Annotated in this window: 9 protein-coding genes, 6 tRNA genes, 6 rRNA genes and 1 other annotated feature; of the genes, 19 read left to right on the top strand and 2 right to left on the bottom strand. The window is 38.2% G+C overall.

The genetic code is table 11. From position 1 onward, the window contains the following. Positions 1 to 4 precede the first annotated feature (4 nt). From greA to BV55_RS0103925, 4 genes are all read left to right on the top strand, one after another. Positions 5 to 487, top strand: coding sequence for a transcription elongation factor GreA (greA, locus tag BV55_RS0103940; protein WP_029451475.1), 483 nt, complete (start codon positions 5 to 7; stop codon positions 485 to 487). Between the two features lie 25 nt (positions 488 to 512). Then, positions 513 to 2,018, top strand: a complete 1,506-nt coding sequence (gene lysS, locus BV55_RS0103935) for a lysine--tRNA ligase (RefSeq protein ID WP_029451474.1) — start codon at positions 513 to 515, stop codon at positions 2,016 to 2,018. A gap of 122 nt (positions 2,019 to 2,140) precedes the next feature. Beyond that, positions 2,141 to 2,215 (top strand) — tRNA-Asn (locus BV55_RS0103930). Positions 2,216 to 2,292: 77 nt separating this feature from the next. Next, positions 2,293 to 2,459 (top strand) — a binding site (T-box leader). 53 nt (positions 2,460 to 2,512) lie between these two features. Further along, positions 2,513 to 3,904 (top strand): glycine--tRNA ligase, encoded by a 1,392-nt coding sequence (locus BV55_RS0103925; RefSeq protein ID WP_029451473.1) that lies wholly within the window; start codon positions 2,513 to 2,515, stop codon positions 3,902 to 3,904. Between the two features lie 145 nt (positions 3,905 to 4,049). Here the strand turns inward: BV55_RS0103925 and BV55_RS0103920 are convergent, their stop codons facing one another. Next, positions 4,050 to 4,523, bottom strand: a complete 474-nt coding sequence (locus BV55_RS0103920; RefSeq protein WP_029451472.1) for a methylated-DNA--[protein]-cysteine S-methyltransferase — start codon at positions 4,521 to 4,523, stop codon at positions 4,050 to 4,052. 205 nt (positions 4,524 to 4,728) lie between these two features. Here BV55_RS0103920 and murD point away from each other — a divergent pair, with 205 nt between their 5' ends. The 12 genes from murD to BV55_RS0103860 all read left to right on the top strand — a co-directional run bounded on the left by murD (position 4,729) and on the right by BV55_RS0103860 (position 18,125). After that, positions 4,729 to 6,111, top strand: a complete 1,383-nt coding sequence (murD, locus tag BV55_RS0103915) for a UDP-N-acetylmuramoyl-L-alanine--D-glutamate ligase (protein WP_029451471.1) — start codon at positions 4,729 to 4,731, stop codon at positions 6,109 to 6,111. Between the two features lie 670 nt (positions 6,112 to 6,781). After that, positions 6,782 to 8,293: ribosomal RNA gene (locus tag BV55_RS0103910) — 16S ribosomal RNA — on the top strand. Positions 8,294 to 8,779: 486 nt separating this feature from the next. After that, positions 8,780 to 11,683, top strand: a 23S ribosomal RNA gene (locus BV55_RS0103905). Positions 11,684 to 11,731: 48 nt separating this feature from the next. After that, positions 11,732 to 11,848: ribosomal RNA gene (rrf, locus tag BV55_RS0103900) — 5S ribosomal RNA — on the top strand. Positions 11,849 to 11,856: 8 nt separating this feature from the next. Beyond that, positions 11,857 to 11,933 (top strand) — tRNA-Ile (locus tag BV55_RS0103895). Between the two features lie 5 nt (positions 11,934 to 11,938). Further along, positions 11,939 to 12,014: transfer RNA gene (locus tag BV55_RS0103890), tRNA-Ala, on the top strand. 820 nt (positions 12,015 to 12,834) lie between these two features. Beyond that, positions 12,835 to 14,346: ribosomal RNA gene (locus BV55_RS0103885) — 16S ribosomal RNA — on the top strand. A 219-nt stretch (positions 14,347 to 14,565) separates the two neighbouring features. Further along, positions 14,566 to 14,642, top strand: a tRNA-Ile gene (locus BV55_RS0103880). A gap of 248 nt (positions 14,643 to 14,890) precedes the next feature. Next, positions 14,891 to 17,794, top strand: a 23S ribosomal RNA gene (locus BV55_RS0103875). Between the two features lie 48 nt (positions 17,795 to 17,842). Then, positions 17,843 to 17,959: ribosomal RNA gene (gene rrf, locus BV55_RS0103870) — 5S ribosomal RNA — on the top strand. The 16S, 23S and 5S rRNA genes sit together here with 5 tRNA genes alongside, the layout of an rRNA operon. Positions 17,960 to 17,968: 9 nt before the next feature. Continuing rightward, positions 17,969 to 18,044, top strand: a tRNA-Phe gene (locus tag BV55_RS0103865). Between the two features lie 6 nt (positions 18,045 to 18,050). Further along, positions 18,051 to 18,125 (top strand) — tRNA-Cys (locus BV55_RS0103860). A gap of 73 nt (positions 18,126 to 18,198) precedes the next feature. Here BV55_RS0103860 and BV55_RS0103855 read toward each other — a convergent pair. Continuing rightward, positions 18,199 to 19,113, bottom strand: a complete 915-nt coding sequence (locus BV55_RS0103855; protein ID WP_029451470.1) for a S66 peptidase family protein — start codon at positions 19,111 to 19,113, stop codon at positions 18,199 to 18,201. 320 nt (positions 19,114 to 19,433) lie between these two features. On the opposite strand from BV55_RS0103855, the gene BV55_RS0103850 reads away from it, so the two are divergent. From BV55_RS0103850 to BV55_RS0103840, 3 genes are all read left to right on the top strand, one after another. Beyond that, a complete protein-coding gene (locus tag BV55_RS0103850; RefSeq protein ID WP_029451469.1) occupies positions 19,434 to 19,940 on the top strand; it encodes a hypothetical protein in 507 nt (168 codons plus the stop codon). A 402-nt stretch (positions 19,941 to 20,342) separates the two neighbouring features. Then, positions 20,343 to 20,555 (top strand): sigma factor G inhibitor Gin, encoded by a 213-nt coding sequence (locus tag BV55_RS0103845; RefSeq protein WP_029451468.1) that lies wholly within the window; start codon positions 20,343 to 20,345, stop codon positions 20,553 to 20,555. Positions 20,556 to 20,604: 49 nt separating this feature from the next. Continuing rightward, the gene (locus BV55_RS0103840) at positions 20,605 to 22,035 is read left to right on the top strand and encodes an aminotransferase class I/II-fold pyridoxal phosphate-dependent enzyme (RefSeq protein WP_029451467.1); all 1,431 of its coding nucleotides are present in this window, start codon (positions 20,605 to 20,607) and stop codon (positions 22,033 to 22,035) included. The last annotated feature ends 21 nt before the right edge of the window (positions 22,036 to 22,056 follow it).

Below are 22,056 nucleotides of genomic sequence, written 5' to 3'. Positions count from 1 at the left end.
AAAAATGAACGAGGCAAGGAAATATATAATGACTTATGAGGGAGTTAAAAAATTAGAGCAAGAATTAGAACACTTAAAGACAGTTAGAAGAAAAGACATAACAGAAAAGATAAAGGTAGCTTTAGGTTATGGAGATTTGAGTGAAAACTCAGAATACGATGAAGCTAAGAATGAACAAGCATTTGTTGAAGGAAGAATTCTTCAACTAGAAAACATGCTAAAAAATGCTTCTGTTATTGATGAAAATGAAATTACTACAGATGCTGTATCTGTTGGGTCTATAGTAAAGGTTAAAGATTATGAATTTGATGAAGAAGTAGAGTATACTATAGTAGGGTCAGCTGAAGCGGATCCTATGGAATTTAAGATATCTAATGAGTCACCTGTAGGGAGTTCTTTAGTAGGTAAAAAGGTTGGGGAAATTATCGAAGTAAATGTTCCAGAAGGTGTAAGTAAGTTTGAGGTACTTAATATAAGAAGAGATTAAACAAAGATTAATGGAGGGATAGCCAATGGCAAATGAAGAAGTTAATATTAATGAACTTGAAGAAAAGTATGGTGAGCAGGAAGCATTAAGAAGAGAAAAACTATTAGAATTACAATCAAATGGGAAGGATCCATTTGATGTTTATAGAGTTGAAAGAACTCATACTTCATTACAGATTAAGGACAACTATGATACATTAGAAGGAAAAGAAGTAAAGCTTGCGGGTAGACTTATGTCAAAAAGGGTTCAAGGCAAAGCGGGTTTTGCAGATATTCATGATAAAGATGGCAGAATTCAGTTATTCATTAAAATAGATATATTAGGTGAAGAAAAACATAAAGAGTTTAAATCTTTAGATATTGGAGATTTAATAAGTGTAACTGGTGAAGTTTTCAAAACAAGGACAGAAGAAATAAGTGTTAAGGTTTCAGAGTACCAATTAATTTGTAAATCTTTAAAGCCACTACCAGAAAAGTGGCATGGTTTAAAAGATCCAGATTTAAGATATAGACAAAGAGAAGTTGATATAATAACAAATCCAAAAGTAAAAGAAACGTTTATAATGAGATCTAAAATAATAAAATCTATAAGAGAGTTTCTAGATAATAGAGGATTCTTGGAAGTTGAAACACCTATATTATCACCTATTGCTGGTGGAGCAGCTGCAAGACCGTTTTCAACCCATCATAATGCTTTAGATATGGATATGTATCTTAGAATAGCAACAGAGCTATATTTAAAAAGATGTATAGTTGCAGGATTTGAAAAAGTTTACGATATGGGTAAGAACTTTAGAAATGAAGGAATTGATGTAAGACATAACCCAGAATTTACAATGATAGAATTATATGAAGCTTATGCAGATTATAACGATATTATGGAACTTACAGAAAACCTTGTTGCTTATGCATGTGAGAAGGTTCATGAAAAAACTGTAGTTAATTACGAAGGTACAGAAATAAATCTTACTCCACCATGGAGAAGAGCTACTATGGTAGATTTAGTTAAGGAATATGCAAATATAGATTTTAACGAGATTAAAACTAATGAAGAAGCAATAGCAATAGCTAAAGAAAAACATTTGCAATTTAAAAAAGAAATAGAAGATTGTACTAAAGCAGATGTATTAAATGCTTTATTTGAGGAATATGCAGAAGAAAAATTGATACAACCAACTTTTGTGTGTGATTACCCTGTAGAAATCTCACCTCTTACTAAGAAAAAGAGAGGAAACCCAGAATATACAGAAAGATTCGAAGGATTCATATATGGAAGAGAAATATGTAATGCTTACTCAGAATTAAATGATCCTATAGTTCAAAGAGATAGATTTAATCAACAAGCTAAAGAAAGAGAGCTTGGGGATGATGAAGCTTACGTAATAGACGAAGAATTTATGAGCGCATTAGAAACAGGAATGCCTCCTACAGGTGGACTTGGAATAGGAATAGATAGGATAGTAATGTTTCTTACAGATTCACATTCTATAAGAGACGTTATATTATTCCCAACAATGAAGCCACAAAATTAACAAAAGATATAAAACAAGTTCTAAATGTAAATAATTTTTTAGAACTTGTTTTTTATAAAAAAAGTTTTAAAAAATATGTTGCATTTTAAAAATAAATTGATATAATGATAGTGTAATGATATTCCGCGATAGCTCAATGGTGGAGCACTCGGCTGTTAACCGATAGGTTGGAGGTTCGAATCCTCTTCGCGGAGCCATTTTTTTAATATATTAATTACATATATACTAAAGGTCTTCAAAAATAGACATTGGTATGATATTAATAATTTAATACAATTTCACAATGATAAAGAATAGTAACTTTAATTACTTTTTAGAGAGATGGTACAAGGTGCAAACCATTATTGTAATAAAGTGAAAGGAGCTTTTGAGTGATACTACATTTTAAAGTAGGGCTATTGCCAATAAGGGTGGAACCGCGGAAAATATTTCGTCCCTTTTAGGTAAGGCTTTTTTTATTACCCATTTTTAATAATAAATAGGAGGTAACTTATATGACGTTTGAAAAAACAATGGATAAAGTTGTAGGACTTTGTAAGGGAAGAGGATTTGTATATCCAGGATCAGAGATATATGGAGGACTTGCAAATTCTTGGGATTATGGTCCTTTAGGCGTAGAACTTAAAAATAATGTTAAAAAGGCTTGGTGGCAAAAGTTTGTACAGGGAAATCCTTATAATGTTGGAGTAGACTGTGCAATACTTATGAATAACGAAGTGTGGATTGCTTCAGGGCATATTGGCGGGTTTTCTGATCCTCTCATGGATTGTAAGGAATGCAAATCAAGATTTAGAGCAGATAAGTTAGTTGAAGATCATATGACAGAAAATGGAGCAGAGGTAGCTTCAGCTGATGGTTGGAGTAACGAAGAATTAAAAGAGTACATTGATAGCAATGACATACATTGTCCAAAATGTGCAAAGAAAAACTTTACAGATATAAGAAAGTTTAACCTTATGTTTAAAACCTTTCAAGGAGTAACAGAAGATGCTAAATCAGAAATATATTTAAGACCAGAAACAGCTCAAGGTATATTTGTTAACTTTAAAAATGTACAAAGAACCTCAAGAAAAAAGATACCATTTGGTATAGGCCAAATAGGTAAGTCCTTTAGAAATGAGATAACACCTGGAAACTTTACTTTTAGAACTAGAGAATTTGAACAAATGGAATTGGAATTCTTTTGTAAGCCAGGTACTGATTTAGAATGGTTTGAATATTGGAGAGATTATTGCTGGAACTTCCTATTAAATTTAGGAATGGGAAAAGACAATTTAAGAATGAGAGATCATGCTAAAGAGGAACTTTCATTTTATAGTAAAGCTACATCAGATATAGAATACCTGTTTCCATTTGGATGGGGCGAACTTTGGGGTATAGCAGATAGAACAGATTATGACTTGAAAAAACATGCAGATAATTCAGGAGAAGATATGAGTTATTTAGATCCTACTACAAATGAAAAATATGTGCCTTACTGCATAGAACCTTCATTAGGAGCAGATAGAGTTGTATTAGCATTTCTTTCTGAAGCTTATGAAGAAGAGGAATTAGAAGGTGGAGATGTAAGGACAGTATTACACCTGCATCCAGCTTTAGCACCTTTTAAAGCTGCAGTGTTACCCCTTAGTAAAAAGCTTTCTGAAAAATCTACAGAAGTTTATTCTAAATTAAGAGAAGAATTTAATGTGGATTATGATGAAGCAGGAAGTATAGGTAAGAGATATAGAAGAGAAGACGAAATAGGAACACCATACTGTATTACAGTAGACTTCCAAACTCTTGAAGATGACACTGTTACTATAAGAGATAGAGATACAATGAAACAGGTAAGAATGAATATAGATGAACTATCAGAATTTATAAAGTTAAAGATGAAGTTTTAATTTGTATTTAAATCAATATAAATACTTAAAAGGCAAGTAGGGTTATTTTTATAGCCTTACTTGTCTTTTATTTTATTAGATTTCATAAATAACTATTAATTAAGCAGTCTTTGTATTTAATTTAAGGGTGTCTTTATTTAGTAAATCATAATAAGTTTTTGAATTTACCTTCATGATTTAAAAGCCATTCCTTTTTCCAAAGCCCACCGTTATACCCTATAAGATTACCATTACTACCTATAACCCTATGGCAGGGAATTATAATAGCAAGGTTATTTTTATTGTTAGCACCACCTACGGCTCTAACAGCCTTTTCATTTTCAATTTTATATGCTATTTCTTTATAGCTACAAGTGCATCCATAAGGTATAGTTTTTAATGCATTCCAAACCTTTATCTGAAAAGGAGTGCCTTTGTTATAAAACATATCTATATCGAAGTCTTTTCTAAGCCCTTTAAAATAATCATCAAGTTGAGTAATACAATTTAAAATTAAATCATTAGTTACAGATTCGCTTAAGTTGTCAACGAAGTTAATTGAAAATATGCCTTTATCTTTAGCTAATATTTCTATTATGCCAATTGGTGACCGGTAATATCCTTTAAATTCTTTATCCATATTTAATCCACCTTTACACATTAATTATACCTATATATTATTAGAAATGAACACAAATTACTATTATATAAGCTACAAATTCTTAACTTATTTTAATTAATATGATAGAATCATTTTAAACACAAATGTTATCATGATGTAATATTTTAAAATATAAAATTTGTTATATAAAATACAGGGCTTATTATTAAATTGGAGGTAGGTTATGTCTAAGAAAAAATTCAAGGAGTTTGAGGAATATATAAAAAGTAAGAGAGTTGCGGTAGTTGGTGTAGGGGTAAGTAATATACCGCTTATAAGTTTTTTAGTTGATATGGGAGCTAAAGTTACAGCCTTTGATAAAAAAACAGAATTAGAACTAGGAGATATAGTTAAAGAATTAGAAGCGAAGTCTGTAAATTTTGTATTAGGGGAAGATTACCTAGATAAGCTTTCTAACTTTGAAGTTATATTTAAAACACCATCTATGAGAATAGATAGTAAGGAGCTTCTTAGAGCTAAAAGTGAAGGTTCCTATATAACATCTGAAATGGAAGAGTTTATAAGATACTGCCCAGCGAAGATATATGGAGTAACTGGTAGTGACGGAAAGACTACTACTACTACAATAATATATAATCTTTTAAAAGAGCAAGGGTACAAGACTTGGGTAGGTGGTAATATAGGTACACCTTTATTTTCAGATATAAAAAAAATAAAACCGGAAGATAGAGTGGTAATAGAACTATCTAGTTTTCAATTAATGACTATGGATGTTTGTCCAGAAGTTTCAATTGTAACAAATCTTACACCGAATCATTTAGATATTCATAAAGGTATGGAAGAATATATAGAATCTAAGAAGAATATATTTTTAAATCAAGATAGACAGGGATTGTTAATATTAAATAGAGAAAATAGTATTACTTATGAAATGAAGGATGAGGCTAAAGGCAAGGTAGAATTTTTTAGTAGCAAAAGACCTCTAAGCGATGGAGCTTACTACAAGGATGGGATTTTATATTTAAAAGATGAGGCTATATGCGAAGAAAAGAATATGGCTATTAGAGGAATTCACAATGTAGAGAATTATATCGCTGCATTTTTAGCTGTAGAGCATGAAGTTAGCAAAGAGACTATGGCAAAGGTATTTAGCAGTTTTAAGGGTGTTCCTCATAGAAATGAATTCGTAAGAGAAGTTAAGGGAGTAAGATATTATAATGATTCTATAGGATCAAGTCCTACTAGAACTCTTGCAACTATATCTGTTTTTGAAAAGCCGGTTATATTAATTGCGGGAGGATATGATAAAGCCATACCATTTGAACCATTAGCAAATGAAGGTTACAATAATATAAAATCAATTATATTACTTGGAAATACAAAAGAAAAGATAAGAGTGGCATTTGAAAAATTAAGAAAAGCTAAGGGTATAGATATACCTATATATGAAGTTGATTCATTAGAAGAAGCCGTGACAAAGGCTCAATTAATATCAAATTATGAAGATAATGTAGTGTTATCGCCAGCTTGTGCAAGTTTCGATATGTTTAAAAATTTCGAGGTTAGAGGAAATAAGTTTAAAGAGTTAGTTAATAATTTAAAATAAATTACTTTTAATACAATAAGTAGGCATATATAAAATAATATTATACTGTGTGGATAAAACATAAGTTAGCACTTTCGTATTTCAAGATATTATTATATGAAATATACCAGATTAATAAATAAAGAATTATATATAAACTTTAAATATATAATTCTTTATTTAATTAAATATCAATATTCAAGGTGTGATTTTTATAATGAATGAATGTATGGTGATATATTTAAAACAAACACTTCCTAGTGTATCCACTTAAGATATATCTAGATATAAATAGTAAATAGGTGAAAAAGGAATATAATAAGCTTAAATGGACTATAATAACCATCGCAGCGAGATAATATAATGTTATTATAAATGAGCACTCGAGAGAGACGCACAAGATTCATCAAAAGTTGACTACAATGTATAAGAAGATTTAAAATTCTAAAAAACTTGTTGACAACTAAAAAAACAGATGATATACTTACAAAGTACTTCAACACAGAAGTACATGATCTTTGAAAATTGAACAGAAAAGATATATAAAGACCAGCAATTCTTTTGAATTATGTAATTGAGTAGATTAAACTTACTTAGAGAATTCAGATTCAGATATTCTGAAAATGGAAACTCACTCAGCAAAGCTGAGAAGTAAAAGTCTATACCAAATCCTAGATTTGGGATATACTTTTAAATTGAGAGTTTGATCCTGGCTCAGGACGAACGCTGGCGGCGTGCTTAACACATGCAAGTCGAGCGAAGTTATTCCTTCGGGAATAACTTAGCGGCGGACGGGTGAGTAACACGTGGGTAACCTGCCTCATAGAGGGGGATAGCCTTCCGAAAGGAAGATTAATACCCCATAACATAGCATTATCGCATGATAAAGTTATTAAAGGAGTAATCCGCTATGAGATGGACCCGCGGCGCATTAGCTAGTTGGTGAGGTAACGGCTCACCAAGGCCACGATGCGTAGCCGACCTGAGAGGGTGATCGGCCACATTGGGACTGAGACACGGCCCAGACTCCTACGGGAGGCAGCAGTGGGGAATATTGCACAATGGGCGAAAGCCTGATGCAGCAACGCCGCGTGAGTGATGAAGGCCTTCGGGTCGTAAAGCTCTGTCTTCGGGGACGATAATGACGGTACCCGAGGAGGAAGCCACGGCTAACTACGTGCCAGCAGCCGCGGTAATACGTAGGTGGCAAGCGTTGTCCGGATTTACTGGGCGTAAAGGGAGCGTAGGCGGATACTTAAGTGGGATGTGAAATACCCGGGCTCAACCCGGGTGCTGCATTCCAAACTGGGTATCTAGAGTGTGGGAGAGGAAAGTGGAATTCCTAGTGTAGCGGTGAAATGCGTAGAGATTAGGAAGAACACCAGTGGCGAAGGCGACTTTCTGGACCATAACTGACGCTGAGGCTCGAAAGCGTGGGGAGCAAACAGGATTAGATACCCTGGTAGTCCACGCCGTAAACGATGGATACTAGGTGTGGGGGATACCAATCCTCCGTGCCGTCGTTAACACACTAAGTATCCCGCCTGGGGAGTACGATCGCAAGATTAAAACTCAAAGGAATTGACGGGGGCCCGCACAAGCAGCGGAGCATGTGGTTTAATTCGAAGCAACGCGAAGAACCTTACCTAGACTTGACATCTCCTGAATTACCTGTAATTAGGGAAGCCCTTCGGGGCAGGAAGACAGGTGGTGCATGGTTGTCGTCAGCTCGTGTCGTGAGATGTTGGGTTAAGTCCCGCAACGAGCGCAACCCTTATTGTTAGTTGCTACCATTTAGTTGAGCACTCTAGCGAGACTGCCTGGGTTAACCAGGAGGAAGGTGGGGATGACGTCAAATCATCATGCCCCTTATGTCTAGGGCTACACACGTGCTACAATGGCGAGTACAACGAGATGCAATATCGTGAGGTGGAGCAAAACTCAAAAAACTCGTCCCAGTTCGGATTGTAGGCTGAAACTCGCCTACATGAAGCCGGAGTTGCTAGTAATCGCGAATCAGAATGTCGCGGTGAATACGTTCCCGGGCCTTGTACACACCGCCCGTCACACCATGAGAGTTGGCAATACCCGAAGTCCGTGCGCTAACGCGTAAGCGAGGCAGCGGCCGAAGGTAGGGTCAGCGATTGGGGTGAAGTCGTAACAAGGTAGCCGTAGGAGAACCTGCGGCTGGATCACCTCCTTTCTATGGAGAACTGTATTAAGATTGTAGCTTGTCTATAACTCTTAGTACTAGCTGGAATTTATCTTTCTGTTCAATTTTGAAAGATCAAGTATCTTTCATGAATTAAGTCTTAGTTTAAGATTTAATGAAACATCTCCTAACGGAGATGAAAGCGAAAATGAGCTTCTCATTACATGAGAAGTAGCCGACCATCTCAAAATCGTAGATTTTGGATGTCTGGCCATGTTCTTTGAAAACTGCATATGGTTTAAAAGCAAAGTAAAACTTTAAAAAGAAAAATCTTTTGTAAGATTGAAATGATAACTCATTGATTATTTATTATGTTTTAATTGTATTTTAATATGATTAAACTTTTAAAAACTCTCTGAGTGAAGTTAGAATCTAGCAATACGAGGAAGCAACGAAGGAGGAGCGGAGTTTACCTATGGTAAATGAGCACCAGACTGAGGCAGCTGGCGAAGTAGTGCGACGATTATAACGAACGAAGGTCAAGCTACAAAGGGCACATGGCGAATGCCTTGGCATCAAGAGCCGACGAAGGACGCGATAAGCTGCGATAAGCTTCGGGTAGCCGCAAATAGGCTGTGAACCGAAGATTTCCGAATGAGGAAACTCACATGGGTAAACCCCATGTATTGTATACTGAATAAATAGGTATATAAGGGTACACCCAGGGAACTGAAACATCTAAGTACCTGGAGGAAGAGAAAGAAAATTCGATTTCCTAAGTAGCGGCGAGCGAAAGGGAAAGAGCCCAAACCAGAAATTTATTTCTGGGGTTGTGGACAGATCATTAATATGGCGGTATTTTAGTCGAATACAACTGGAAAGTTGAGCCACAGCGTGTAATAGCCACGTAGACGAAAGAAGAAGGCCTAAGATCTGATCCAGAGTACCACGAGACACGTGAAACCTTGTGGGAAGCAGGGAGGACCACCTCCCAAGGCTAAATACTACTTGATGACCGATAGTGAAGAAGTACCGTGAGGGAAAGGTGAAAAGAACCCCGGAAGGGGAGTGAAATAGAACCTGAAACCGTGTGCCTACAACCGGTCAAAGCACCTTATGTGTGTGATGACGTGCTTTTTGTAGAACGAGCCAACGAGTTACGATATGTAGCGAGGTTAAGTACTTAAGGTACGGAGCCGAAGGGAAACCGAGTCTTAATAGGGCAAATAGTTGCATGTCGTAGACCCGAAACCGGGTGACCTATCCATGGCCAGGTTGAAGCAGAAGTAAAATTCTGTGGAGGACCGAACCAAATTGGTGTTGAAAAACCATGGGATGAGCTGTGGATAGCGGAGAAATTCCAATCGAACCCGGAGATAGCTGGTTCTCCTCGAAATAGCTTTAGGGCTAGCGTCAGATATGAGTAGTGGAGGTAGAGCACTGAATGGGCTAGGGGCCGTATAGGTTACCAAACTCTATCAAACTCCGAATGCCACATACTATTAGTCCGGCAGTCAGACTGCGAGTGATAAGGCCCGTAGTCAAAAGGGAAACAGCCCAGACCATCAGCTAAGGTCCCAAAGTATAGATTAAGTGGAAAAGGATGTGGGATTTCAAAGACAACTAGGATGTTGGCTTAGAAGCAGCCACTCATTAAAAGAGTGCGTAATAGCTCACTAGTCGAGAGATCCCGCGCCGAAGATGTTCGGGGCTAAAATCTATCACCGAAGCTATGGGTGTACATTTATGTACGCGGTAGAGGAGCGTCCTGTACTGGCTGAAGTCGTACCGAAAGGAGCGGTGGACGGTACAGGAGTGAGAATGTTGGCATAAGTAGCGAGAACTAGGTGAGAATCCTAGTGGTCGAAAATCTAAGGTTTCCTGGGGAAGGTTCGTCCGCCCAGGGTTAGTCGGGACCTAAGCCGAGGCCGAAAGGCGTAGGCGATGGACAATCGGTTGATATTCCGATACCACTATGTAGCGTTATTACCAATGGGGTGACGCAGGAGGATAAGATGTGCTAGCTATTGGATGCTAGTCTAAGCACTTAGGGAGTCTGGATAGGAAAATCCGTTCAGACAATTCTGAGGTGTGATGGGGAAGGTCATTTTGACCGAAGTATCTGATTCCACGCTGCCAAGAAAAGCCTCTAGGGAGCAAAATAGTGCCCGTACCGCAAACCGACACAGGTAGATGAGGAGAGAATCCTAAGACCATCGGAAGAATTGCAGTTAAGGAACTCGGCAAATTGACCCCGTAACTTCGGGAGAAGGGGTGCCTACGCAAGTAGGCCGCAGAGAATAGGCCCAAGCAACTGTTTAGCAAAAACACAGGTCTCTGCTAAAGCGAAAGCTGAAGTATAGGGGCTGACGCCTGCCCGGTGCTGGAAGGTTAAGGGGAATGCTTAGCGCAAGCGAAGGCATGAACTTAAGCCCCAGTAAACGGCGGCCGTAACTATAACGGTCCTAAGGTAGCGAAATTCCTTGTCAGGTAAGTTCTGACCCGCACGAATGGCGTAATGACTTGGGCACTGTCTCAACTGCAAATCCGGCGAAATTGTAGTGCCAGTGAAGATGCTGGCTACCCGCGATTGGACGGAAAGACCCCGTAGAGCTTTACTGTAGCTTAGCATTGAATTTCGGTATTGTCTGTACAGGATAGGTGGGAGACTGAGAAACTGGGGCGTCAGCTTCAGTGGAGTCATCCTTGGGATACCACCCTGACAGTACTGAGGTTCTAACGGATACCCATGAAACTGGGTGCCGGACATTGTTAGGTGGGCAGTTTGACTGGGGCGGTCGCCTCCTAAAAAGTAACGGAGGCGCTCAAAGGTTCCCTCAGAACGGTCGGAAATCGTTCGAAGAGTGCAAAGGCAGAAGGGAGCCTGACTGCGACACCTACAAGTGGAGCAGGGACGAAAGTCGGACTTAGTGATCCGGTGGTACCTCGTGGGAGGGCCATCGCTCAACGGATAAAAGCTACCTCGGGGATAACAGGCTGATCTCCCCCAAGAGTCCACATCGACGGGGAGGTTTGGCACCTCGATGTCGGCTCGTCGCATCCTGGGGCTGAAGTAGGTCCCAAGGGTTGGGCTGTTCGCCCATTAAAGCGGCACGCGAGCTGGGTTCAGAACGTCGTGAGACAGTTCGGTCCCTATCCGTCGCGGGCGTAGGAAATTTGAGAGGAGCTGTCCCTAGTACGAGAGGACCGGGATGGACTGACCTCTGGTGTACCAGTTGTCACGCCAGTGGCATTGCTGGGTAGCTATGTCGGGACGGGATAAACGCTGAAAGCATCTAAGCGTGAAGCCCACCTCAAGATTAGATTTCCCATAGCGTAAGCTAGTAAGACCCCTTGAAGAACACGAGGTTGATAGGTCAGAGGTGTAAGTGCAGTAATGTATTAAGCTGACTGATACTAATAGGTCGAGGGCTTGACCAAATTATTTTAAACCATATGCAGTTTTGAAAGAACAAAATCTTTCAAAGATCCGGTGATTATGGCTTAGTGGTAACACCCCTTCCCATTCCGAACAGGATGGTTAAGCACTAAAGCGCTGATGGTACTACAAGGGAGGCCTTGTGGGAGAGTAAGTCGTCGCCGGGTGAAAACAAGGATCTTTAGCTCAGTTGGTTAGAGCAACCGGCTCATAACCGGTAGGTCCGGGGTTCGAGTCCCTGAAGGTCCACCAAACTTGGGGGTATAGCTCAGTTGGGAGAGCACCTGCCTTGCACGCAGGGGGTCAAGAGTTCGAGTCTCTTTATCTCCACCAAAAAAAACTACAGACTTAAGTTTGTAGTTTTTTTTGGTTAAAAGTTAATTTTAATAAAAATCATTAGTTTATCTTATTTTCTATAAGTGTAAGATGAATAGATCTTATTACTTTAGGTTTTATCATAAAATAGTGATATCTTGACAAAATGGTATTAATGGTAAATTATTAAAAATTTATATATAATCTAAATGAAGATATAATGGCAAATATCAAGTGATAAGTATTTTGTGTTGATATTAATCAATATTGAGATTATTTAGTTATCCAAAATAGATAATAAAGTAAGCGTTAATTGAGTATCAAGGAATTCACAATAACAATAGAAAAGGATCAAGGTTGAAAACTTTTAAACTGCATGAAAAAATATAGAAAAAAGAACATGAATAGTATAAGTAAAATATAAAAAAGTTATGATTTATAAGAAAAAACACAAATAATATAGATTAACTCTACCGGGTGTGTCTAACTATAATAAAATAAACATAATGGAGATATGAGGAGCTATAAACATATAACTTCGTATAATAGGGTTTAAGTGTGAATAAATAAATATTTATGATGTTATAATTACTACGTTGTCTTGTTGAACACAACTTATAAGAAGGTTGTTAATAAAGATAATTAACTTTATATAATTATGATCTTTGAAAATTGAACAGAAAAGATATATAAAGACCAGCAATTCTTTTGAATTATGTAATTGAGTAGATTAAACTTACTTAGAGAATTCAGATTCAGATATTCTGAAAATGGAAACTCACTCAGCAAAGCTGAGAAGTAAAAGTCTATACTAAATCCTAGATTTGGAATATACTTTTAAATTGAGAGTTTGATCCTGGCTCAGGACGAACGCTGGCGGCGTGCTTAACACATGCAAGTCGAGCGAAGTTATTCCTTCGGGGATAACTTAGCGGCGGACGGGTGAGTAACACGTGGGTAACCTGCCTCATAGAGGGGGATAGCCTTCCGAAAGGAAGATTAATACCCCATAACATAGCATTATCGCATGATGAAGTTATTAAAGGAGTAATCCGCTATGAGATGGACCCGCGGCGCATTAGCTAGTTGGTGAGGTAACGGCTCACCAAGGCCACGATGCGTAGCCGACCTGAGAGGGTGATCGGCCACATTGGGACTGAGACACGGCCCAGACTCCTACGGGAGGCAGCAGTGGGGAATATTGCACAATGGGCGAAAGCCTGATGCAGCAACGCCGCGTGAGTGATGAAGGCCTTCGGGTCGTAAAGCTCTGTCTTCGGGGACGATAATGACGGTACCCGAGGAGGAAGCCACGGCTAACTACGTGCCAGCAGCCGCGGTAATACGTAGGTGGCAAGCGTTGTCCGGATTTACTGGGCGTAAAGGGAGCGTAGGCGGATACTTAAGTGGGATGTGAAATACCCGGGCTCAACCCGGGTGCTGCATTCCAAACTGGGTATCTAGAGTGTGGGAGAGGAAAGTGGAATTCCTAGTGTAGCGGTGAAATGCGTAGAGATTAGGAAGAACACCAGTGGCGAAGGCGACTTTCTGGACCATAACTGACGCTGAGGCTCGAAAGCGTGGGGAGCAAACAGGATTAGATACCCTGGTAGTCCACGCCGTAAACGATGGATACTAGGTGTGGGGGATACCAATCCTCCGTGCCGTCGTTAACACACTAAGTATCCCGCCTGGGGAGTACGATCGCAAGATTAAAACTCAAAGGAATTGACGGGGGCCCGCACAAGCAGCGGAGCATGTGGTTTAATTCGAAGCAACGCGAAGAACCTTACCTAGACTTGACATCTCCTGAATTACCTGTAATTAGGGAAGCCCTTCGGGGCAGGAAGACAGGTGGTGCATGGTTGTCGTCAGCTCGTGTCGTGAGATGTTGGGTTAAGTCCCGCAACGAGCGCAACCCTTATTGTTAGTTGCTACCATTTAGTTGAGCACTCTAGCGAGACTGCCTGGGTTAACCAGGAGGAAGGTGGGGATGACGTCAAATCATCATGCCCCTTATGTCTAGGGCTACACACGTGCTACAATGGCGAGTACAACGAGACGCAATACCGTGAGGTGGAGCAAAACTCAAAAAACTCGTCCCAGTTCGGATTGTAGGCTGAAACTCGCCTACATGAAGCCGGAGTTGCTAGTAATCGCGAATCAGAATGTCGCGGTGAATACGTTCCCGGGCCTTGTACACACCGCCCGTCACACCATGAGAGTTGGCAATACCCGAAGTCCGTGCGCTAACGCGTAAGCGAGGCAGCGGCCGAAGGTAGGGTCAGCGATTGGGGTGAAGTCGTAACAAGGTAGCCGTAGGAGAACCTGCGGCTGGATCACCTCCTTTCTATGGAGAACTGTATTAAGATTGTAGCTTGTCTATAACTCTTAGTGCTAGCTGGAATTTATCTTTCTGTTCAATTTTGAGGGATTAGAGTGTTTTATCACTTTAATAAGTAGTTTAGTGTAATTAGATTTATATTAACATTACTTAGATCCGAAAGGATAGAGTGATATTATGACTTTAATGAGTAAATCTCAATTTACCTCTAATATAAAATAATATGGGATTATAGCTCAGCTGGTTAGAGCGCACGCCTGATAAGCGTGAGGTCGATGGTTCGAGTCCATTTAATCCCACCATTGTTCTTTGAAAACTGCATATGGTTTAAAAGCAAAGTAAAACTTTAAAAAGAAAAATCTTTTGTAAGATTGAAATGATAACTCATTGATTATTTACTATATTTTAATTAATATCTTAAAGATTCTCTGAGTGAAGTTAGAATCTAGCAATACGAGGAAGCAACGAAGGAGGAGCGGAGTTTACCTATGGTAAATGAGCACCAGACTGAGGCAGCTGGCGAAGTAGTGCGACGATTATAACGAACGAAGGTCAAGCTACAAAGGGCACATGGCGAATGCCTTGGCATCAAGAGCCGACGAAGGACGCGATAAGCTGCGATAAGCTTCGGGTAGCCGCAAATAGGCTGTGAACCGAAGATTTCCGAATGAGGAAACTCACATGGGTAAACCCCATGTATTGTATACTGAATAAATAGGTATATAAGGGTACACCCAGGGAACTGAAACATCTAAGTACCTGGAGGAAGAGAAAGAAAATTCGATTTCCTAAGTAGCGGCGAGCGAAAGGGAAAGAGCCCAAACCAGAAATTTATTTCTGGGGTTGTGGACAGATCATTAATATGGCGGTATTTTAGTCGAATACAACTGGAAAGTTGAGCCACAGCGTGTAATAGCCACGTAGACGAAAGAAGAAGGCCTAAGATCTGATCCAGAGTACCACGAGACACGTGAAACCTTGTGGGAAGCAGGGAGGACCACCTCCCAAGGCTAAATACTACTTGATGACCGATAGTGAAGAAGTACCGTGAGGGAAAGGTGAAAAGAACCCCGGAAGGGGAGTGAAATAGAACCTGAAACCGTGTGCCTACAACCGGTCAAAGCACCTTATGTGTGTGATGACGTGCTTTTTGTAGAACGAGCCAACGAGTTACGATATGTAGCGAGGTTAAGTACTTAAGGTACGGAGCCGAAGGGAAACCGAGTCTTAATAGGGCAAATAGTTGCATGTCGTAGACCCGAAACCGGGTGACCTATCCATGGCCAGGTTGAAGCAGAAGTAAAATTCTGTGGAGGACCGAACCAAATTGGTGTTGAAAAACCATGGGATGAGCTGTGGATAGCGGAGAAATTCCAATCGAACCCGGAGATAGCTGGTTCTCCTCGAAATAGCTTTAGGGCTAGCGTCAGATATGAGTAGTGGAGGTAGAGCACTGAATGGGCTAGGGGCCGTATAGGTTACCAAACTCTATCAAACTCCGAATGCCACATACTATTAGTCCGGCAGTCAGACTGCGAGTGATAAGGCCCGTAGTCAAAAGGGAAACAGCCCAGACCATCAGCTAAGGTCCCAAAGTATAGATTAAGTGGAAAAGGATGTGGGATTTCAAAGACAACTAGGATGTTGGCTTAGAAGCAGCCACTCATTAAAAGAGTGCGTAATAGCTCACTAGTCGAGAGATCCCGCGCCGAAGATGTTCGGGGCTAAAATCTATCACCGAAGCTATGGGTGTACATTTATGTACGCGGTAGAGGAGCGTCCTGTACTGGCTGAAGTCGTACCGAAAGGAGCGGTGGACGGTACAGGAGTGAGAATGTTGGCATAAGTAGCGAGAACTAGGTGAGAATCCTAGTGGTCGAAAATCTAAGGTTTCCTGGGGAAGGTTCGTCCGCCCAGGGTTAGTCGGGACCTAAGCCGAGGCCGAAAGGCGTAGGCGATGGACAATCGGTTGATATTCCGATACCACTATGTAGCGTTATTACCAATGGGGTGACGCAGGAGGATAAGATGTGCTAGCTATTGGATGCTAGTCTAAGCACTTAGGGAGTCTGGATAGGAAAATCCGTTCAGACAATTCTGAGGTGTGATGGGGAAGGTCATTTTGACCGAAGTATCTGATTCCACGCTGCCAAGAAAAGCCTCTAGGGAGCAAAATAGTGCCCGTACCGCAAACCGACACAGGTAGATGAGGAGAGAATCCTAAGACCATCGGAAGAATTGCAGTTAAGGAACTCGGCAAATTGACCCCGTAACTTCGGGAGAAGGGGTGCCTACGCAAGTAGGCCGCAGAGAATAGGCCCAAGCAACTGTTTAGCAAAAACACAGGTCTCTGCTAAAGCGAAAGCTGAAGTATAGGGGCTGACGCCTGCCCGGTGCTGGAAGGTTAAGGGGAATGCTTAGCGTAAGCGAAGGTATGAACTTAAGCCCCAGTAAACGGCGGCCGTAACTATAACGGTCCTAAGGTAGCGAAATTCCTTGTCAGGTAAGTTCTGACCCGCACGAATGGCGTAATGACTTGGGCACTGTCTCAACTGCAAATCCGGCGAAATTGTAGTGCCAGTGAAGATGCTGGCTACCCGCGATTGGACGGAAAGACCCCGTAGAGCTTTACTGTAGCTTAGCATTGAATTTCGGTATTGTCTGTACAGGATAGGTGGGAGACTGAGAAACTGGAGCGTCAGCTTCAGTGGAGTCACCCTTGGGATACCACCCTGACAGTACTGAGGTTCTAACGGATACCCATGAAACTGGGTGCCGGACATTGTTAGGTGGGCAGTTTGACTGGGGCGGTCGCCTCCTAAAAAGTAACGGAGGCGCCCAAAGGTTCCCTCAGAACGGTCGGAAATCGTTCGAAGAGTGCAAAGGCAGAAGGGAGCCTGACTGCGACACCTACAAGTGGAGCAGGGACGAAAGTCGGGCTTAGTGATCCGGTGGTACCTCGTGGGAGGGCCATCGCTCAACGGATAAAAGCTACCTCGGGGATAACAGGCTGATCTCCCCCAAGAGTCCACATCGACGGGGAGGTTTGGCACCTCGATGTCGGCTCGTCGCATCCTGGGGCTGAAGTAGGTCCCAAGGGTTGGGCTGTTCGCCCATTAAAGCGGCACGCGAGCTGGGTTCAGAACGTCGTGAGACAGTTCGGTCCCTATCCGTCGCGGGCGTAGGAAATTTGAGAGGAGCTGTCCCTAGTACGAGAGGACCGGGATGGACTGACCTCTGGTGTACCAGTTGTCACGCCAGTGGCATTGCTGGGTAGCTATGTCGGGACGGGATAAACGCTGAAAGCATCTAAGCGTGAAGCCCACCTCAAGATTAGATTTCCCATAGCATAAGCTAGTAAGACCCCTTGAAGAACACGAGGTTGATAGGTCAGAGGTGTAAGTGCAGTAATGTATTAAGCTGACTGATACTAATAGGTCGAGGGCTTGACCAAATTATTTTAAACCATATGCAGTTTTGAAAGAATAATTTCTTTCAAAGATCCGGTGATTATGGCTTAGTGGTAACACCCCTTCCCATTCCGAACAGGATGGTTAAGCACTAAAGCGCTGATGGTACTACAAGGGAGGCCTTGTGGGAGAGTAAGTCGTCGCCGGGTGAAAACTTTGGCTGGATAGCTCAGTCGGTAGAGCAGAGGACTGAAAATCCTCGTGTCCCTGGTTCGATTCCTGGTCTAGCCACCAGTTTATGGCGCTATAGCCAAGTGGTAAGGCAAAGGTCTGCAAAACCTTTATTCCCCGGTTCAAATCCGGGTGGCGCCTCCAAAAGAAAAAAGCTTTAGAATATATTCTAAAGCTTTTTTTCTATTTTAAAATATACTTAATTTGAGATAGTTAATTAAATTAAAAACTCTTCTATAATTCCTAATTTTTCTTTTTTAACATCAATTTTATATTTTGCACCTATGGGTAATATTAAATTATTATTATCATGGCCACTGCTTATATTAATAACAGTAGGTTTATTAAAAAATAATAAATTATCTTTTAAAACTTGAGTTAAAGAAAATGATCGAGTATTTGAAGTATTACAGTTAGTAAACTTACCTAGAATGAAACCTTTGCAACAATCAAGTTTATTAGCAAGTTTTAATTGAGTTAGCATTCTATCTATTTTATAAGGCTCTTCATTTATTTCTTCAATAAATAGTATTTTATCTTTTGTATCTATTTCATAAGGGGTACCTAGAGTACTACATATAATAGATAAATTTCCACCAACCAAATACCCTTCTATAGAGTTTGAACCGTAAAAATTTAATTTGTCATTTTTAGGATTACTTATATTAAGAATATCATTATTTTTCATAAGAGTATTTACAAAATTTTTTAAATTATATATGTTCATCATATCAGAATTTACCATAGGACCATGATAGGTTATTAGTGAAGACTTTTCATATATGGAATTTAAAAGTACAGTAATATCACTAAATCCCATGAAAATCTTAGGGTTTTCTTTTATTATTTCGAAGTTTAAATAGGGCAATATTCTAGATGATCCATAGCCTCCTCTAAAACAAATGATAGCTTTAATGGAGGGGTCTTTGAAAGCATCCATTAGATCTCTAGACCTATCTATGTCCTTTCCAGCTAAATACCCATACTTATCATACAAGTGAACTGACTTTTTTATATTAAAACCTAAAGAACTAATAATATTAATTTTTTCATCTATAATAGAATTTTCTTCGAAACCTGCAGGTGCTATCACTGAAATAGTATCCCCAAACTCTAATTTATTAGATAACATATTAAACCTCCAAAGATATTGACTTATTATATAAGTATGCAACAAGTAAGCTAAATTAGTATTATTTATTGATTATAGTAGAATAAATTAAAAGACTTTTAGTTATAAGTAAAAGGAAAGTATTTATTAAAAAATAAACGTAATATGACGATTAACGAAGATATAATGAGGTTAGCAAAGTAAAATAACTTTATATCAGTAAAATAGATTAAATTGAACTTTAAAGCGGTAATTATAGGCTTAATCGGCATAGCTTAAAGCTTAAAACACTAGTATAATCTCTATGTTGTGAGAAATAATAAATCAATCGGGGGCTTAACATGAAAATAATGTATAAAGAAGTTGTAACTAGAAGGAAGACACCTTTTATTGCAGCTATGTTATTAGGATTAGTTATAATGATAGTTATATCAAATATTGTAGAACAAATTAAAATTTCTAATTATGAAATTGGATTTATAACAAATCCAGTGCTTTTTGTAATAACAGCCATGGTTATTATTTTAGAATTAATAAAGTGTAGGGTTAAATATAAGTATTCAATAATAGCAAATCAGCTTATTATACATAGACTTAAAAATAACAACCAAAGTGTGGTGGAAAATGTAAAGATTGAAGATATAGTTTTTATAGGTAAAACAAAAGATATAAAAGGTTGCATAAATAAAAATATAAAAAAAACGTTAAATTCTATATCAGCAAAAAGATATGTATGTTCAATGTCCATGTTTAATCAATACTGTTGTATATACAAACATGGAGATAAATATAAAAGATTTTATTTTGAGCCAAGTATGGAGTTTTTAAATAAGATAAAGGTTAATTAAAGAGTAATATGGATGTTTAACAGTTAAAAGCCATTAAATATAGATATAGTATCACTTAAAAATAAGCATAAAGATTAATATTAATCTTTATGCTTATTTTAATATATAAAGCTATTTGCATGGTAAGGACAATATAACTAATAGCCATGTTTAATAATTTTTTTTATAGTAATTTAAACTTATTTTACAATACAAGTATTATAAGGTTAATAAAAAAGTATAGGATAAAAGCAATGTAATAGTAGAAGAATGATATTATTTGTATACAAATAAATAAAGTGGACAAAATAAAATCTAGTGGTAGTTTGAATACAATGTAGTATATGAGCAAATAATTAATTTAACATATATAATACCTAGAAGGAGGTGGCAATCATTCTAAAAGATTTAGAATGATGTATAATGGCTAGAGGAATATGTATCCTATGTAGAAAATCTATAAATAATGGTATAATGATAAACGGAAAGTATATATGCAAAAGCTGTGAAGAAAAGTTAATAAGCTGCAACGTAGACACTGATTTTTATGAGTACTACAAACAATGCATAAAAAGAAGCTTAGCAAAATATGTGGTAAGAAATAATTATTTTAATATAGAACAATATAGAAATTAAAATTTAAAATTAATATAGATTACATGTTTGTTTTAAGGAGAGGTTAACTATGAGTGATATCCCTATGATGAGTGCACTTTTAAAGTATAATAAAGAAAGCAATTCTTTATTTTGCATACCCGGTCATAAAGGAGGAAAAGGTTTTAAAAGAAAAGTACAAAAGAAAAATATAGAAAGCTTACTTTTAAGATCAGATTTAACTGAAGTAGAAGGATTGGATAACTTACATAATCCAAAGGGAGCTATAAAGGAAGCAGAAGAACTTCTAGCTCAATATTATAATAGCAAAAAGTCATATTTTTTGGTAAATGGCAGTACTAGTGGAAATATGGCTATGATATTTTCTTCATTAGAAGAAGGTGATAAGATATTAGTAGAGAGAAACTGTCATAAATCAATATTTAACGCTATAATTATGAGAAAGTTAAATCCTATATATTTAGTAAATCAGCTAGATAAAGAATTTAATGCTCCATTAGGAATTGATATTAGCAATCTTAAAGAGATTATAAAAGAACATAAAGATATTAAGGCTATAATAGTAACATACCCAAATTACTATGGAGTATGTTGTAATTTAGAATACATAGTAAAAGTCTGTAAAGCGAATGATATAAAAGTTTTAGTTGATGCAGCTCATGGAGCACACTTTGGATCACATCCAATGTTACCTGAAAATCCTCTTAAATTAGGAGTTGATATAGCTGTAATGAGTGCACATAAAACACTACCTAGTTTAACACAATCTGCATATTTGCATGTTAATGATGAAAGTCTTATAGAAAGAGTAGATTTTTATGTTAGTGCATTTTTAAGTACAAGCCCCTCCTATATGTTAATACTTAGTATGGATTATGCAAGATGGTACCTTAAAGAGGAAGGTAATAAATCCTATGAAGAATTATTCAGTAGAATAGAATTATTTAAAAAGGATTTAAGTAATCTAAAGTTTTTAAGAGTGTTAGATAGAAAACAATTAATAAAGTCTAATAGTGCAGATATAGATGAAAGTAGAATTGTAATTAATTTAAAAGAGGGATTAAGTACATCTATGGTAGAACAATATTTAAGAAAAAATAAGATTCAAGTAGAAATGATAGATGCATCTAATTTGATTTTAATACCTTCGCCTTTTAATAGTAAAGAAGATTTCAAGAAACTTTATATAGCACTTAAAGATTTAGATATTAAAACTGTGGAAGGTAAACAACTAAAAATCATAGATTTACCTATACCAAAACAATTTATGATGCCCTTTGAAGCTTTTAAAAAAGCAAAGCATAAGGTTTTATTAAGAGATGCTATTGGTGAAATATCAGCAGTAAATATATGCCCATATCCACCAGGAGTACCGATAATTGTTATGGGTGAACTTATAGAAGAGAATACTGTTGAAATGATAGAATACTATTTATCGAATAATATAGATGTAATTGGTATTAAAGAAGGTAAGATTGATATAATAACAAAAGAGTATTAATAGAATATAAATTAGATTAAG

It is taken from the genome of Clostridium algidicarnis (assembly GCF_000703125.1).
Taxonomy (GTDB): domain Bacteria; phylum Bacillota; class Clostridia; order Clostridiales; family Clostridiaceae; genus Clostridium_L; species Clostridium_L algidicarnis.
The sequence above is the reverse complement of the archived record's forward strand: the minus strand, read 5'-3'. Positions and strand labels throughout refer to the sequence as shown.